The organism is Allobosea sp. RCC_152_1, assembly GCF_041360765.1.
GTDB lineage: Bacteria > Pseudomonadota > Alphaproteobacteria > Rhizobiales > Beijerinckiaceae > Allobosea > Allobosea spartocytisi.
Genome location: NZ_JBFUPU010000001.1, coordinates 1,129,578 through 1,144,315, shown reverse-complemented (window position 1 = coordinate 1,144,315; position 14,738 = coordinate 1,129,578). Strand labels below are relative to the sequence as shown.

Annotated in this window: 11 protein-coding genes; 2 read left to right on the top strand and 9 right to left on the bottom strand. The window is 66.4% G+C overall.

The window, feature by feature from the left end:
* Positions 1-66: 66 nt before the first annotated feature.
* The 5 genes from dnaE to coaD form a co-directional block, all read right to left on the bottom strand.
* Entirely contained in the window at positions 67-3,543 is a 3,477-nt protein-coding gene (dnaE, locus tag AB6806_RS05355; RefSeq protein ID WP_370954230.1) for a DNA polymerase III subunit alpha, read from the bottom strand.
* 627 nt (positions 3,544-4,170) lie between these two features.
* Positions 4,171-4,860, bottom strand: coding sequence for an ABC transporter ATP-binding protein (locus AB6806_RS05350; RefSeq protein ID WP_038367597.1), 690 nt, complete (start codon positions 4,858-4,860; stop codon positions 4,171-4,173).
* A complete protein-coding gene (locus AB6806_RS05345; RefSeq protein WP_051988446.1) occupies positions 4,860-6,152 on the bottom strand; it encodes a lipoprotein-releasing ABC transporter permease subunit in 1,293 nt (430 codons plus the stop codon). Before AB6806_RS05345 ends, AB6806_RS05350 begins: the two co-directional genes overlap by 1 nt.
* A 28-nt stretch (positions 6,153-6,180) precedes the next feature.
* Complete coding sequence (gene proS / locus AB6806_RS05340; protein ID WP_370954229.1) at positions 6,181-7,512, bottom strand: proline--tRNA ligase; 1,332 nt, start codon at positions 7,510-7,512, stop codon at positions 6,181-6,183.
* Between the two features lie 211 nt (positions 7,513-7,723).
* Entirely contained in the window at positions 7,724-8,224 is a 501-nt protein-coding gene (gene coaD, locus AB6806_RS05335; protein WP_142020845.1) for a pantetheine-phosphate adenylyltransferase, read from the bottom strand.
* Between the two features lie 363 nt (positions 8,225-8,587).
* On the opposite strand from coaD, the gene AB6806_RS05330 reads away from it, so the two are divergent.
* Together AB6806_RS05330 and AB6806_RS05325 are read left to right on the top strand one after the other, a co-directional pair.
* Positions 8,588-10,459: an ABC-F family ATP-binding cassette domain-containing protein gene (locus tag AB6806_RS05330; RefSeq protein WP_112762368.1), complete on the top strand. Its 1,872-nt coding sequence runs from the start codon at positions 8,588-8,590 to the stop codon at positions 10,457-10,459.
* A 149-nt stretch (positions 10,460-10,608) separates the two neighbouring features.
* Positions 10,609-11,295 carry a DUF2161 domain-containing phosphodiesterase gene (locus AB6806_RS05325; protein ID WP_038367605.1) on the top strand — a complete coding sequence of 229 codons (687 nt, stop codon included), beginning with the start codon at positions 10,609-10,611 and terminating at the stop codon, positions 11,293-11,295.
* Positions 11,296-11,367: 72 nt separating this feature from the next.
* On the opposite strand, the gene AB6806_RS05320 is transcribed toward AB6806_RS05325, so the two are convergent.
* The 4 genes from AB6806_RS05320 to AB6806_RS05305 all read right to left on the bottom strand — a co-directional run bounded on the left by AB6806_RS05320 (position 11,368) and on the right by AB6806_RS05305 (position 14,620).
* Positions 11,368-12,078: a L,D-transpeptidase family protein gene (locus AB6806_RS05320; protein WP_038367608.1), complete on the bottom strand. Its 711-nt coding sequence runs from the start codon at positions 12,076-12,078 to the stop codon at positions 11,368-11,370.
* 136 nt (positions 12,079-12,214) lie between these two features.
* Entirely contained in the window at positions 12,215-12,628 is a 414-nt protein-coding gene (locus AB6806_RS05315) for a hypothetical protein (protein WP_248311265.1), read from the bottom strand.
* On the bottom strand, positions 12,625-13,077 hold the full coding sequence (locus AB6806_RS05310) for a DNA polymerase III subunit chi (RefSeq protein WP_038367611.1): 453 nt from the start codon (positions 13,075-13,077) through the stop codon (positions 12,625-12,627). The genes AB6806_RS05315 and AB6806_RS05310 overlap by 4 nt, the downstream gene beginning before the upstream one ends.
* Positions 13,078-13,126: 49 nt before the next feature.
* Entirely contained in the window at positions 13,127-14,620 is a 1,494-nt protein-coding gene (locus AB6806_RS05305; protein ID WP_142020843.1) for a leucyl aminopeptidase, read from the bottom strand.
* Between the last annotated feature and the right edge of the window lie 118 nt (positions 14,621-14,738).

Here is a 14,738-nt window from a genome sequence, read left to right as displayed (position 1 = left end):
AGCGTGCTTCAACCCCATGCCGCGGGCAAGTGCCGGCAAGGCGGGAAACAGGCCGGCCGGCAGGTCTCAACGCAGTTCGACGCTCACAACACCGGGAGCGGCGCGCACCGCATTGGCGACCTGCTGGGTGACCGGGTATTTGCCCGGCAGCTCGATCTCGACCTCCTGCGCACCATCGTCGAGAATCATGACGATCGATACCTTGCCGTCGGAGCGCGAAGCCTCGCCGCGCGGCCGGATGCGCTCGGCGATGGAGGGCACGGCCTTGTCGTCGCGCAGATAGATCAGGAGGTCCTGCTTCTGGCGCGAGGCGAGATCGTCGAGCACCTCGACATCCTCGATGCGCGGACGCACCTCCTCGCCGTCGAGCACGGCGGAAAGCCGCAGCACCAGCGCCCTGCCCGGCTCCAGCAAATCGCGGTAGCGCATCAGCCCTTCCGAGAACAGGACCGCCTCGAACTGACCGCTCGGATCCGACAGGTTGACGATACCCATCTTGTTGCCGGATTTGGTGCGCCGCTCCGACTTGTCGATGACGGAGACCGCGACCTTGCCGACGCCGGTGCCGTTGGCGCGCACGGTCTGGGCGAAATCGGCATAACGCTGCACGCGCAGGCGCTTCAGCACATGCTCGTAATCGTCGAGCGGATGGCCCGAGAGGAAGAAGCCGACCGCCTCGTGCTCGCGCTTGAGCTTCTCGGCCGGAGCCCAGGGCTCGACCTGCGGGATGCGGAAGGCTTCCTGGACGACGCCGCCGCTCAACAGGTCGAACTGGCCGGCGGCCGCCTCGTCGCGGGTGCGGTTGGAGAGCGCCAGCATGCCATCGATGGCGGCCATGGCGCGGGCCCTGTCCTCCTGCAGCTCGTCGAGCGCGCCGGCGGCGATGAGCGCTTCCAGCGTGCGGCGGTTGACCAGCCTGGTGTCGATGCGGCGCGCGAGATCGGCGAGATCGCGGAAGGGACCGCCGGACCGGCGCGCCGCGACCAGCGCCTCGACCGCCGCCCGGCCGACGCCCTTGATGGCGCCGAGCGCGTAGAAGATCTTGCCCTCGGCGACGTCGAATTCGACGCCGGAATGGTTGATCGCCGGCCGCTCGACCTTGATACCGAGCCGCTCGGCATCGCGGCGGAATTCCGAGAGCTTGTCGGTGTTGCCCATGTCGAGCGTCATCGACGCGGCGAGGAACTCGACCGGGTAGTTCGCCTTGAGATAGGCGGTCTGGAAGGCGACGACCGCATAGGCCGCCGCATGGCTCTTGTTGAAGCCGTAGTCGGCGAACTTCGCCAGGAGGTCGAAGATCTCGGAGGCGATGTCCTTCTTGATGCCGCCCTCGATGGCGCCCTTCACGAAACGGTCGCGCTGGGCGTCCATCTCCGCCTTGATCTTCTTGCCCATGGCGCGGCGCAGCAGGTCGGCTTCGCCGAGCGAATAACCCGAGAGCGCCTGCGCGACCTGCATCACCTGTTCCTGGTAGACGATGATGCCGTGCGTCTCGCGCAGATAGGGCTCCATGCCGGGATGGAGATAGGTCGGATCCTCCAGCCCGAGCTTTCGGCGGCAATAGGTCGGGATGTTGTCCATCGGGCCGGGACGGTAGAGCGCGACCAGCGCGATCAGATCCTCGATCCGGTCGGCCTTCATCTCGACCAGCGCCTTGCGCATGCCGACCGATTCCACCTGGAACACGCCGACCGTCTCGCCGCGCGCCAGCATGGCGTAGGTCGGCGGGTCGTCGAAGGGCAATTGGGCGAGGTCGATCTGGATGTCGCGCTGGGCGATGAGCTTCACCGCCGTGGTCAGCGTGGTCAGCGTCTTGAGGCCGAGGAAGTCGAACTTCACCAGCCCGGCCTGCTCGACCCATTTCATGTTGAACTGGGTGACGCGCATGCCGGTGCGCGGATCGACCGAGAGCGCGACGAGCTGTTCGAGCGGCCGGTCGCCGATCACCACGCCTGCGGCGTGAGTCGAAGCATGGCGGTGAAGCCCTTCCAGCTTCTGGCCAATTTCGAGCAGCCGCGCGACGATCGGCTCCTCTTCGGCCGCCTGCTGCAGCTTCGGCTCGCCCTCGATGGCATCCTTCAGCGAGATCGGCTTGGCCGGGTTCTGCGGCACCAGCTTGGTCAGCTTGTCGACCTGGCCATAGGGCATTTCGAGCACGCGGCCGACGTCGCGCAGCACGCCGCGGGCGAGCAGCGTGCCGAAGGTGATGATCTGGGCGACGCGCTCCTGCCCGTAATGGTGCTTGACGTAGTCGATCACCTCTTCACGCCGGTTCTGGCAGAAGTCGATGTCGAAGTCCGGCATCGAGACGCGATCGGGATTGAGGAAGCGCTCGAAGAGCAGGCCGAAGCGCAGCGGATCGACGTCGGTGATGGTCAGCGCATAGGCGACGAGCGAGCCCGCGCCCGAGCCGCGGCCCGGGCCAACCGGGATATCCTGGGCCTTGGCCCATTTGATGAAGTCCGAGACGATCAGGAAGTAACCCGGGAACTTCATCCGGGTGATGATCGAGAGCTCGAAATCGAGCCGCTTCTCGTAATCCTCGACGGAGAAGCCTTCGGCCGGGCCATGCTTGGCGAGCCGCGCGGCAAGACCGGCGCGCGCCTGTTCCTGCAATTCCTCGGCCTCGTCGCGGCCCTCCTCGCCGAAGCGCGGCAGGATCGGCTTGCGGGTGGTGACGCGCCAATGGCAGCGCATCGCGATCTCGACGGTGTTCGCCAGCGCTTCCGGCAGGTCGGCGAAGCGCTTCTTCATCTCGGCGCGCGAGGCGAAATAATGCTCGGGCGTGACGCGGCGGCGCGTGCCGTCCGAGACAAGGCGCCCCTCGGCCACGGCCAGCAGCGCGTCATGGGCGTCGAAATCGGCGGGCTTGGCGTAGAAGGGCTCGTTGGTCGCGACGATCGGCAGATCGGCATCATAGGCGAGGCGCAGGAGATGCGCCTCCAGCGCCGCCTCGTTCTCGCCGCCATGGCGCTGGATCTCGACATAGAGCCGGTCGCCATAGATTTGAGCGAGCGTGGCGAGCCGCGCCGCCGCCACGGGAATCTGGCCATTGCGCAGCGCCGCATCGACCGGCCCTTCGCTGCCGCCCGTCAGCGCGATCAGCCCGTCGTGATAGGCCGCAAGGCGCTCGATCGTGGTCACCGGCTGGCCGGCGCCGCCGGTCGCCAGCGCGGCCTCGCTGACGAGCTTCATCAGATTGCCGTAACCCGCCTCGTCCATGGCGAGCAGGACGATATGCGGCAGGCGCTGCGGCTGCACCGGCCTGCGGCCGCCCTCGCCCTCATCGGCGAAATCGACCGAGAGCTGCACGCCGACGATCGGCTGCAAGCCGGAGCCGGACAGCTTCTCGGAGAATTCCAGCGCGCCGAAGAGATTGTCAGTGTCCGTCAGCGCCAGCGCCGGCTGGCCGTCGGCGGCGGCCATCTTGGCGAGCGTCGTGACCGTCATCGCGCCTTCGAGCAAGGAATAGCTCGAATGGACATGGAGATGGACGAAGCCGATGTCCGACAGGATGCGTGTCTCGCCTGCGTCCCGTCCCATGTCCCTCTCCCGCCGCCGCCGCGCCGCGACTCGCTCACCCGTGCCTTTTCTTATGGAACTCCCTGGGGGCGCCCGTCGATAGTCTCGTCGGGCCGGCTGTGGACGGCGCGCCTCCCGCCCCCTCCTGCCATGATCAGACCTGCGGCCCTGAGAGAAGAGCGGCCCAGAGCCAGATCATGCCGAGGAAGACCGCAAGCGAGGCGATCTCGGCCAGGCCGGCGGCGAATTTACGCGCTGCAGTCATAGCGAACCTCCGTTGTTCTCGATAGGTTCATGTTAGTTCATCTTTTGTTCTCGTCAATTGCCGTGGCGAAAGGGACCGGCCCAGCCTCGTTGAAGAGTCAACGATTGCTTAACGGTTGACGCTTGTGGCGCCTCGCCTGGCGTAAAACCGCGTCATGCTCGGGCTCGACCCGAGCATCTCTGGCAAAATGAACTGCGGAGCCACCCCGTCATCCCGGACAAGCGGCGAAGCCGCGTAGATCCGGGATCCATCGTAGAGCGGCCCTATCATGGATCCCGGCGCTCAGCTTCGCTGCGGCCGGAATGACGGGGTGGTTCCGCAGTTCATCAGGCAGGAGAGCCCCGGGTCGCCGCTCCGCGGCGCCCGGGAATGGCGGCAGGCTCTCAAGCCAGCGGCACGACCAGCCCTTCGCGGATGGTGACCTGGCGGTCCATCTTGCGGGCGAGATCGAGGTTGTGCGTCGCGATCAGCGCCGCGAGCCCGGAGGCGCGGGCGAGCGCGATCAGCGTGCCGAAGACATGCTGCGCGGTTTGCGGATCGAGATTGCCGGTCGGCTCGTCCGCCAGCAGCAGGCGCGGACCGTTGGCGACGGCGCGGCCGATGGCGACGCGCTGCTGCTCGCCGCCCGAGAGCTCGCCCGGCAGATGGTCGAGCCGCTGGCCGAGACCAAGGAAGCTCAGGAGCTCCGCCGCCCGTTCTTCCGCGACATCCCGGTCCAGCCCGCGGATGCGCTGCGGCAGCACGACGTTCTCCAGCGCCGTGAATTCCGGCAGGAGATGGTGGAACTGATAGACGAAGCCGATCTCGGTGCGGCGCAGCCGCGTGCGGCCCTTGTCGTCGAGCTTGGTGGTGGCCAGCCCGCCGACGAAGACCTCGCCGCCATCCGGCTTCTCCAGCAGGCCGGCGACATGCAGCAGGGTCGACTTGCCGGTGCCGCTCGGCGCCACCAGCGCGACGACCTCGCCCGGCCAGAGCGCGAAATCGGCCTTGCGCAGCACTTCGAGCGGCGCATCCGCCTGCGGATAGAAGCGCTCGACCTGCGACAGGAAGAGCGCGGGCGTTTCCTGCGCCATCAGCCCATCCTCAGCGCTTTGACGGGGTCGAGCCGTGCCGCCTTCCAGGCCGGGTAGAGCGTCGCCAGCAGCGACAGCGTCAGCGCCATCAGGACGACATTCACGACGTCGCGCCAGTCGAGCACCGAGGGGATGTCGCTGAGAAAGCGCACCGTCGGGTCCCAGAGATTGGCACCGGTGATCCAGTTCAGCGCGGCCATGATCGACTTGATGTAGTGGGAGAAGAGAACGCCGAGAATCAGCCCGGCGAGCGTGCCGACGACGCCGATCGCTGCGCCGGTGATCAGGAAGACGCGCAGAACCGTGCCGGCCGTCGCGCCCATGGTGCGCATGATCGCGATGTCCTCGGTCTTGTCCTTCACCAGCATGATCAGGCCGGAGACGATGTTGAGCGCCGCCACCAGCACGATCAGCGTCAAGATGATGAACATGACGTTGCGCTCGACTTCCAGCGCATTGAAGAAGCTGCGATTCCGCTGCCGCCAATCGGAGAGGACGAGCGGGCGCGGCGCATCCGCCTCGATGGCGTCGCGGACCTTCTGCGTGTTGTCGGGATTGTCGACGAATATCTCGATGACGTTCACATCGCCGTCGCGATTGAAATAGGCTTGGGACTCGGCGAGCGGCATGTAGACGAAGGTGCCGTCGAACTCGGTCATGCCGATCGAGAAGATCGCCTTGACCGGGTAGGCCTTGATGCGCGGCGCCGTGCCGAAGGGCGTCGAGGCGCCCTGCGGCGTCACCAGCGTGATCGTGTCCCCGACCTGGACGCCGAGCGCATTGGCGAGGCGGATGCCGATGGCGACGCCGGGCGGAGCGGCATCGAAGCCATCGAGCGTGCCGGACTTGATGTTGCCGCCGATGAAGGGGATCGCCTTGATGTCGGCCTCGCGCACGCCGCGCACGAGCACGCCGTTATTGCCGGTCTGTGAGGATGCCAGGGCCTGGCCCTCGACCAGCGGGATGGCGAGCTGGATCCCGGTGATCTTACGCAGCCGCTCGGCCACGCTGTCGTAATCGTCGAGGGGCCGGTCGATCGGGGTCGCGAAGATATGGCCGTTCACGCCGACGATCTTCTCGAGCAGCTCCTTGCGGAAGCCGTTCATCACCGACATCACGATGATCAGCGTCGCGACGCCGAGCATGATGCCGAGAAACGAGAAGCCAGCGATGACCGAGACGAATCCCTCGCGCCGGCGCGTCCGGAGATAGCGCCCGGCGAGCAGCCATTCGAAGCCGGCAAAAGGCTTCGTGCCGGTCGGGATGTCCGAACTTTCGGCGACGGCGCTCATGCCCAATATCCCGCTGCCCGATATCCCGTCACGCCGCCTTGCCCTTGAAGCGATCGAGAGCGACCTCCAGCGAGACGAGCTCGCGCTCGCCGCCGGCACGGCGCTTGATCTCGACCTTGCCCTCGGCCAGCCCCTTGGGGCCGACGATGATCTGCCAGGGCACGCCGATCAGGTCGGCGGTGGCGAATTTGGCGCCCGGCCGGTCGTCGGTGTCGTCGAGCAGCGCGTCGTAGCCCTTGGCGAGCAGGTCCTTGTAGAGGCGTTCGGCTGCGCCGTCGGTCGCGGCGTCGCCCGCCTTGAGGTTGATGACGGCGATGTCGAAGGGCGCGATCTCCTCGGGCCAGACGATGCCGGCATCGTCATGTCCGGCCTCGATCAGCGCCGCGACGAGGCGACTCGGGCCGATGCCGTAGGAGCCGCCATGCAGCAGCACGGGCTGGCCGTCCGGCCCGGCCACGCTCGCGCCCATGGGCTCGGAATATTTGGTGCCGAAATAGAAGATGTGACCGACCTCGATGCCGCGCGCCGAGACGCGCTTCTCCTCGGGAATCGCTTCGAAAGCGGCCTTGTCGTGCATCTCCTCCGTGGCGGCATAAAGGCTCGTCCACTTGTCGACGACGCCCTGCAGGCCCGGAACGCTGTCGAAGTCGGTGTCGACCGCCGGAGTCTGGAAGTTCAGATAGTCGCTGTGGCAGAACACCTCGCTCTCGCCCGTCGAAGCCAGAACGATGAACTCGTGAGACAGGTCGCCGCCGATCGGGCCGGTATCGGCGCGCATCGGGATCGCCTTCAGGCCGAGCCGCGCGAAGGTGCGCAGATAGGCGGTGAACATGCGGTTATAGGCGTGGCGGGCCGTGTCCTTGTCGAGGTCGAAGGAATAGGCGTCCTTCATCAGGAACTCGCGGCCGCGCATCACGCCGAAGCGCGGGCGCACCTCGTCGCGGAACTTCCACTGGATGTGGTAGAGATTGAGCGGCAGGTCCTTGTAGGACTTGACGTAGGCCCGGACGATCTCGGTGACCATCTCCTCATTGGTCGGGCCGTAGAGCATGTCGCGATCATGCCGGTCCTTGATGCGCAGCATCTCCTTGCCATAGGCGTCGTAGCGCCCGCTCTCGCGCCAGAGATCGGCCGATTGGATGGTCGGCATCAGGATCTCGACGGCGCCCGAGCGGTTCTGCTCCTCGCGCACGACCTTGCAGATCTTGTCGAGCACGCGCAGGCCCAGCGGCAGCCACGCATAAATGCCGGCCGATTCCTGACGGATCATGCCGGCGCGCAGCATCAGCCGGTGCGAGACGATCTCCGCTTCCTTGGGCGTGTCGCGCAGAATGGGCAGGAAATAGCGGGAAAGACGCATCGGAAAACCTGTCGGAGGGCGTCGCGCAGGGCCCTGCGCGACGAGTCGCTTCACCTGAGAGACACCATCGCTCTCGGCAAAATGCAAACCAAAATCGGCAGAAAGCGGCGGAAGATGGCGAAGTTATGTGTCTTGCGCCCCGCCCCGTCGGCCGAGCTGGAACCGGATCCGTCATTCCGGGCCATGATCCGGAATGACGGCCGTTTATGCTTCAGCCTTTGGCGAAGCGCGCCTTCAGCGCCGCCAGCACCGGCGGCGGCACGAAAGCCGAAACATCGCCACCCATCGCCGCGATCTGCCGGACCAGCGTCGCGGTGATGTGGCGCACGCCGGGCGAGGCCGGCAGGAAGACCGTCTGCACATCGGGCCCCATCGTGCCGTTCATGCCGGCCATCTGCATCTCGTAATCGAGATCAGTTCCGTCGCGCAGGCCGCGGATGATGAGCGTAGCGCCCGCGCGACGGGCCGCGTCGACGGCGAGATCGTCGAAGGTCACGACGTCGAGCACGGCCCCCTTCGCCGCCAGCAGCGGGGATGCGACTGCGCGCACCAGATCGGCGCGCTGCTCGACGGGGAGAAGCGGCGCCTTGCCGGGGTGAACGCCGATCGCGACGACCAGCCTGTCGCAAAGCCCTGCCGCGGCGGCGATGACGTCGGCATGGCCGTTGGTCACGGGGTCGAAGGAGCCGGTGTAGAAAGCGGTGCGCGTCATGATCCAGCGTTAGCGGCTGGCATCGCCGGCGACAAGCACCGCCGGCTGCAAAGCCGCGCGCCGCCGCATCGGTTGCCGCAACAGGATCAGGAGAACGGAACGATCGCCGTAAGCGCCGCAACGCTGCCGAGGATGATCGCGACGCAGATCATCAGAGGCGCCAGGAAGGAAACAGGGCGGGACGCGACTTGGAACGGGTAGGCATGCATCGAAGACAGCCTCGCGAATCGAAGAATTACTGCATTTCCGTTGGGTGAAGGCGCCAGCGGGCCGCGCCGCGGCAGGATCGTGACGAAATCGTGACGTTTGCCCCGTTTCGCGCTTTCGATTGGCTTTTCCGGCCGACCGCCCTACATCGCCGGAATGCTGACGATCAACGACATCACCTATCGCCTCGGCGAGCGCCTGCTGCTCGACCACACCGGCGCCGCAATTCCCGATGGCGCGCGCGTCGGTTTCGTCGGTCGCAACGGCACCGGCAAGACGACGCTGTTCAAGATCATCACCGGTGATCTCGGCACCGAGAGCGGCAATATCAGCCTGCCGAAGGGCCGGCGCATCGGCGGCGTCGCGCAGGAAGCGCCAGGCGGGCCGGAATCGCTGATCGAGGTGGTGCTCGCCGCCGACATCGAGCGCACCGCCCTGATGAAGGAGAGCGAGACCGCGACCGATCCGCATCGCATCGCCGAGATCGAGACGCGGCTCGCCGATATCGGCGCCCATTCCGCGCCGGCCCGCGCCGCGATGGTGCTGCACGGGCTCGGCTTCAACGAGGAAGCGCAGCAGCGTCCCTGCTCCGATTTCTCGGGCGGCTGGCGCATGCGCGTCGCGCTGGCGGCGGTGCTGTTCTCGGAGCCCGACCTGCTGCTTCTCGACGAGCCGACCAACTATCTCGATCTCGAAGGCACGCTCTGGCTCTACGATTACCTCGAGCGCTATCCGCATACCGTGATCGTCATCAGCCATGATCGCGAATTGCTGGACACCTCGGTCGACCACATCATGCATCTCGACCAGGGCAAGCTCACGCTCTATCGCGGCGGCTATTCCTCCTTCGAGAAGCAGCGGGCCGAGAAGCAGATGCAGCTCGCCCGCGCCAAGGAGAAACAGGACGCCGAGCGCAAGCATCTCCAGGCCTTCGTCGATCGCTTCAAGGCCAAGGCTTCGAAGGCGCGGCAGGCGCAGTCGCGCGTCAAGCGGCTGGAGAAGATGGAGTCGATTGCGGCGATCGTCGACCGCGACGTCCAGCCCTTCGCCTTCCCGGGCCCCGAGAAGCCGCTCTCGCCGCCGATGATCGTGCTGGAGGATGCGAGCGCCGGCTATGGTGAGCGCAAGGTGCTGTCGCGGCTCAATCTCAGCCTCGCGCCGGACGATCGCATCGCGCTGCTCGGCTCCAACGGCAACGGCAAGTCGACGTTCTGCAAGCTGATCGGCGGCCGGCTCGACGCCATGTCCGGCGAGATGAAGAAGTCGAGCAAGCTGGAGACCGCCTATTTCGCCCAGCACCAGCTCGACGAATTGCGGATCGAGGATACGCCGGTCGGCCATCTACGCGACCTGATGCCGGATGCGCCTGAGGCAAAAGTGCGCTCCAAGGCGGCCCAGATCGGCTTCCCCGCGTCCAAGGCGGATACGCCGGTGAAGCTGCTCTCCGGCGGCGAGAAGGCACGGTTGATGCTCGGGCTCGCGACCTTCCACGGGCCGCATCTGCTGATCCTCGACGAGCCGACCAACCATCTCGACATCGACAGCCGCACGGCGCTGGTCAATGCGATCAACGACTATCCCGGCGCCGTCATGCTCGTCAGCCACGACCGCTTCCTGATCGAGGCCTGCGCCGACAGGCTCTGGCTGGTCGCGGGCGGGACTGTGAAGAATTTCGACGGCGACATGGACGACTACCGCACCTATGTGCTCGGCGCAGCCAAAGCCGAAAGGCGCGGCAAGCCGGCGCCGGAGGCCACTGCGAAGCCGAAAGCGGACGAGCGCAAGGAAGCGGCGACGAAGCGCGTGGCGCAAGGGCCGCTCCGGCAGAAGCTCAACCTCGCCGAGGCACGCATCGCCAAGCTGACGGGCCTCATCGAGAAGGTCGATGCCGCGCTCGCCAACGGCGCCTTTTCGCGCGAGCCCGACAAGGCGCTGCAGCTCTCCCGCCAGCGGGCCGAGCTGGCGGAAGCGCTCGCGGCGGCGGAGGAGGAGTGGCTGGTGCTGGGCGAGGAGCTGGAGAGCGCCTGAAGCACGCGCTTCGGGCCGAACGAACATGGTCCGAGCCAGGCACGCGTTTATCCGAGCAAGCGGCGCATGTCGTGCGCCCGTTCGCGGCGGCGTTTGCCTCTCTGAAACGACTATCGGGGCATGCTCGACGGGTTGCCCGGAGATCCGATGTGGAAACGTCCCTTTATCTACCCGTCAAACGCTTCCTCGAGGGCCTCGGCTATAGCGTCAAGGGCGAAATCGGGCATTGCGATCTCGTCGGGCTGCGGGATGACGATCCGGCCGTGGTGGTCATCGGCGAGCTCAAGCTGACGTTCAATCTGGAGCTCATTCTGCAGGGTGTGGACAGAATGAGCCTCGGCGACGAGATCTGGCTGGCCGCCCAGCTTTCCGCCAAGGGCAAGGGCCGCGAAAGCGATCCGCGATATCGCAATCTCTGCCGACGCCTCGGTTTTGGACTGCTGGGCGTCTCCTCATCCGGCCGCGTCGACGTCCTGGTGTCTCCCACCGCGCCGACGCCCCGGAAGGATCCGCGCCGGCGCTCGAGATTGGTCGAGGAGCATAAACGACGCCAGGGCGACCCCGCCGCCGGCGGAGGCACGCGCAAGCCGATCATGACGGCCTATCGCCAGCAGGCGCTCGCCTGCGCGGCAGCGATGACATCGGCGCCGCAACGGCCGCGCGATCTCAAGCGATCCTTCCCCGATGCCCAGAAGATCTTGCGCCGGAATGTCTATGGCTGGTTCGAGCGCTCCGAGCGCGGCGTCTACGCGCTGACCGAGACAGGCCGCAGCGCGTTGGCGACATGGCTGCCGGAGCCTCCTGCGGGCCAGGATGGCAGCGGAGTGGCTGCCTGAGGTCCGGGCATCCGCCATCGACGGCGCCGCAGCGAGCATCAAATGCCCGCTGCCCGCACCGGAGGCTGTCGCCTAGGCCGGCAGGACGACCACCTTCGTCTTGACCGGCGTGCGGTTGTAGAGGTGGATCATGTCCTGGCTGAGCAGGCCGACACAGCCGCTCGTGACCCCCGAGCCGATCGACTCGGGATCGCTCGACGCATAGATCGTGTAGAGCGTGTAGACGCCGTTCTGATAGAGATGGAGCGTGCGGGCGCCGAGCGGGTTGTCGAGGCCACCCGGCATGCCGCGGGCGTATTTGGCGGCCTCGGGCTGGCGCTTGATCATTTCCTTGGGCGGTGTCCAGGTCGCCCATTCGGACTTGCGCCCGACATAGGCGTCGCCGTTCCAGCGGAACCCGTCGCGGCCGACATTGGCGCCGTAGCGTGTGGCGGCCCCGTCTTCCTCGATGCGGTAAACGTAGTAATTGCCGGGATCGACGATGATCGTGCCGGGCGCTTCCTTGGTTTCGTAGCGCACGGTCTTGCGGAAATATTTCGGATCGACCTTGGTGACGTCGACCGCCGGGATCGGGAATTTCTCCTCAGGCACGGGCCCGTAGACCTTCTCCGCCTCGGCGAGGCTCATGCCGTCGGAGATCGCGCAACCGCCCAGCGTCAGCGCGCCGAGCCCCATGGCGGAGCCGGCCAGAAACGACCGGCGGTTGAGAAGCCCCGCGCGACGCTCCAGCAGAGCAATCTCGTCCATCTTGCCGGAATCGGCATTCCTACCGTCCATGATCATCTCTGGTCGCTTCCCATGTCCTGCTGCCCGACGAGAACATACGCCGGTCTAGTTCCGCTGAACGTCTTGTTGAATTGAGAGTGCCGTCACGGGGCTCCCCTGGCAAGCCCGGGGATGACGGCCGAGCGGACGCCGCTCAGCCCTCCCCGCCCGGCTTCACGATTCGGCCCAACCTGTTGTCGGTGAACAGATAAAGCTCGCGCCCGCCGGGCTCGGCATACAGCACCTGCACCTCGCGTTGGCCCTTGCCGCTCTCGCCGATCAGCACGTCGGTCGGGGCCTTGCCCTTGAGCTTGACCAGCTCGCATTCGGTGATGCCGGGCGCGATCTCCTTGGGAAGCGGCCGTGTCGAGGGGTCGAGCGAGACGCCGACGCTGCACTCGCCTTCCGGCGTCAGCACCGGCTCGCGCGTCGAGATGCCGGCGCTGCCGGTGGTGGTCGTCGTGGTGGTGACGCCACCCTTCGTCTCCGACTGGAAGGCGAAGCCGCCCATGTCGACCGAGCAGCCGCCGAGCGCCGCGGCGCAGAGGAACAGGACAGGCAGTCTCACGCTTTCTTCTCCCAGCGGCCGGCCTCGTCCTGCTGCCAGTAGCTGGCGGCATGTCCGGAAGCCCTCGCCTTCTTCCAATCCTCGCGAGCGGCACTGAGCGCCTCGGGATCGTCACCATCGAATATCAGAACGACGCGCTCGTAGTCTTGCATTGCGTCCGGAATGCGAACGCCATCCGCGCAGATTCTCACCTGCGCGGCATTGGGGTTATGCGCCTGCGTCGTCACCACGATCGGGTTCTTGGCCGCGTCGGCTTCCATCGCCGTGACATGCGGCAGGAAGCTCTCATCGGCATAGGTCCAGAGATGGTCGTCGACGACGCTCATCCGCTCCTGGCTGGAAACCTCGACCACGACCTTCTGACCACGCGCCAGCGCCCGGTCGAGGATGGTCGGCAGGACCTGCTCGAGCGGGCGCGACTGCAGATGGAAGAACAGGATCTCAGCCATAAAAACCCCTGCGACCCAAAACTTTACCGCTACTTCCTGAGAAAGCGAATCACCCTTCGTAATGGTCCTTCACCAGCCGGTCGAGCAGGCGCACGCCCCAGCCCGGTCCCCAGGAACGGTTGATCTCGCTGTCCTTGGCCGCCATGCCCGTGCCGGCGATGTCGAGATGGGCCCAGGGCGTGTCGTTGACGTGGCGCTGCAGGAACTGCGCTGCGGTGATCGAGCCGGCATAGCGGCCGGACGAGTTCTTCATGTCGGCGAATTTCGAATCGATCATCTTGTCGTAGGCCTTGCCGAGCGGCATGCGCCAGACCGTCTCGCCCGTCGCGAGGCCGGCCACCGTCAGGCGCTGCGCCAGCTCGTCGCTATTGGTGAAGAGGCCGGCATTCTCCTGCGCCAGCGCGACCAGGATCGCCCCCGTCAGCGTCGCCAGGTTGATCATGAAGCGCGGCTTGAAGCGGTCTTGCGCGTACCAGAGTACATCGGCCAGGACGAGCCGGCCCTCGGCGTCGGTGTTGATGATCTCAATGGTCTGGCCGGAGAGCGAGGTCACGATGTCGCCGGGGCGCTGGGCATTGCCGTCCGGCATGTTCTCGACGAGGCCGATCACGCCGATGGCGTTGACCTTCGCCTTGCGGGCCGCGAGCGCATGCATGAGACCGACGACGCAGGCCGCGCCTGCCATGTCGCCCTTCATGTCCTCCATGCCGGCGCCGGGCTTCAGCGAGATTCCGCCGGTGTCGAAGGTGACGCCCTTGCCGATGAAGGCGACCGGCTGCTCGTCCTTGCCGGCGCCGTTCCAGCGCATGACGACGACGCGGCTCTCGCGGCGCGAGCCCTGACCGACGCCGAGCAGTGCCCGCATGCCGATCTTCTTCAGATCCTTCTCGTCGAGAATCTCGACCTCGACGCCGAGCTTTTCGAGCTTCTTCGCACGATCGGCGAACTCCTCCGGATAAAGGACGTTCGGCGGCTCGTTGACGAGATCGCGTGCCAGAACGACACCGGCAGCGATGGCATCCGCCGCTTTCAGAGCCTTCTTCGCGGCCGCGGGATCGGCCACCCGGAGCGTGACCGCGATGGAGCCGGTCTCGTCCTTGTCCTTACTCTTCGTCTTGTAGCGGTCGAAGACATAGCTCCGCAGCCTGAGGCCCAGCGCCAGATCGGCGGCCTGTTTCGCCTCCACCATGCCCTCCGGCAGAGCGAGGACGATCTCCGCGCTACGACCGGCGGCAAGCCGGCCTGCGATCACTCCGCCGAGCTTCACGAAATCGAGTTCGCCGCGATCGGCGGCGGATCCGGTGCCGATCGCGATCAGCCGCTCATAGGCGGCGCCTTCGGGCGCAGGCAGCGTCAGCCCGGCATAGGCCTTGCCCTTGAAGCGCTCGGCGGCGGCCGCACGCGCGAGCAAAGCCTGCGCGCCCGGCCCCGCAGCCTCCTGCGCCGCTCCCGAAAGGGTCAGCGCATCGGAAACGAGGACGACGAGATCGTGCCCCTCGACCGTATCCGGGGCTTTGATCTCGAGCTTCAGGCGCTGCGACATGATCCGCTCACAATCTTGCGAAAATAGCTTGGAAGAGACAGTTGGAGGACACGGCGCGGACGATTCCCGTTTGCGCCGCAAATCCGCCTATACCATAGGGTGAGTTCGACGAACCACC

Bases quoted from the DNA above. Each gene is read 5' to 3' on its own strand.
- dnaE (WP_370954230.1), bottom strand. From the start codon at position 3,543: ATGGGACGGGACGCAGGCGAGACACGCATCCTGTCGGACATCGGCTTC.
- AB6806_RS05350 (WP_038367597.1), bottom strand. From the start codon at position 4,860: ATGGCGCAGGAAACGCCCGCGCTCTTCCTGTCGCAGGTCGAGCGCTTC.
- AB6806_RS05345 (WP_051988446.1), bottom strand. From the start codon at position 6,152: ATGAGCGCCGTCGCCGAAAGTTCGGACATCCCGACCGGCACGAAGCCT.
- proS (WP_370954229.1), bottom strand. From the start codon at position 7,512: ATGCGTCTTTCCCGCTATTTCCTGCCCATTCTGCGCGACACGCCCAAG.
- coaD (WP_142020845.1), bottom strand. From the start codon at position 8,224: ATGACGCGCACCGCTTTCTACACCGGCTCCTTCGACCCCGTGACCAAC.
- AB6806_RS05330 (WP_112762368.1), top strand. From the start codon at position 8,588: ATGCTGACGATCAACGACATCACCTATCGCCTCGGCGAGCGCCTGCTG.
- AB6806_RS05320 (WP_038367608.1), bottom strand. From the start codon at position 12,078: ATGATCATGGACGGTAGGAATGCCGATTCCGGCAAGATGGACGAGATT.
- AB6806_RS05310 (WP_038367611.1), bottom strand. From the start codon at position 13,077: ATGGCTGAGATCCTGTTCTTCCATCTGCAGTCGCGCCCGCTCGAGCAG.
- AB6806_RS05305 (WP_142020843.1), bottom strand. From the start codon at position 14,620: ATGTCGCAGCGCCTGAAGCTCGAGATCAAAGCCCCGGATACGGTCGAG.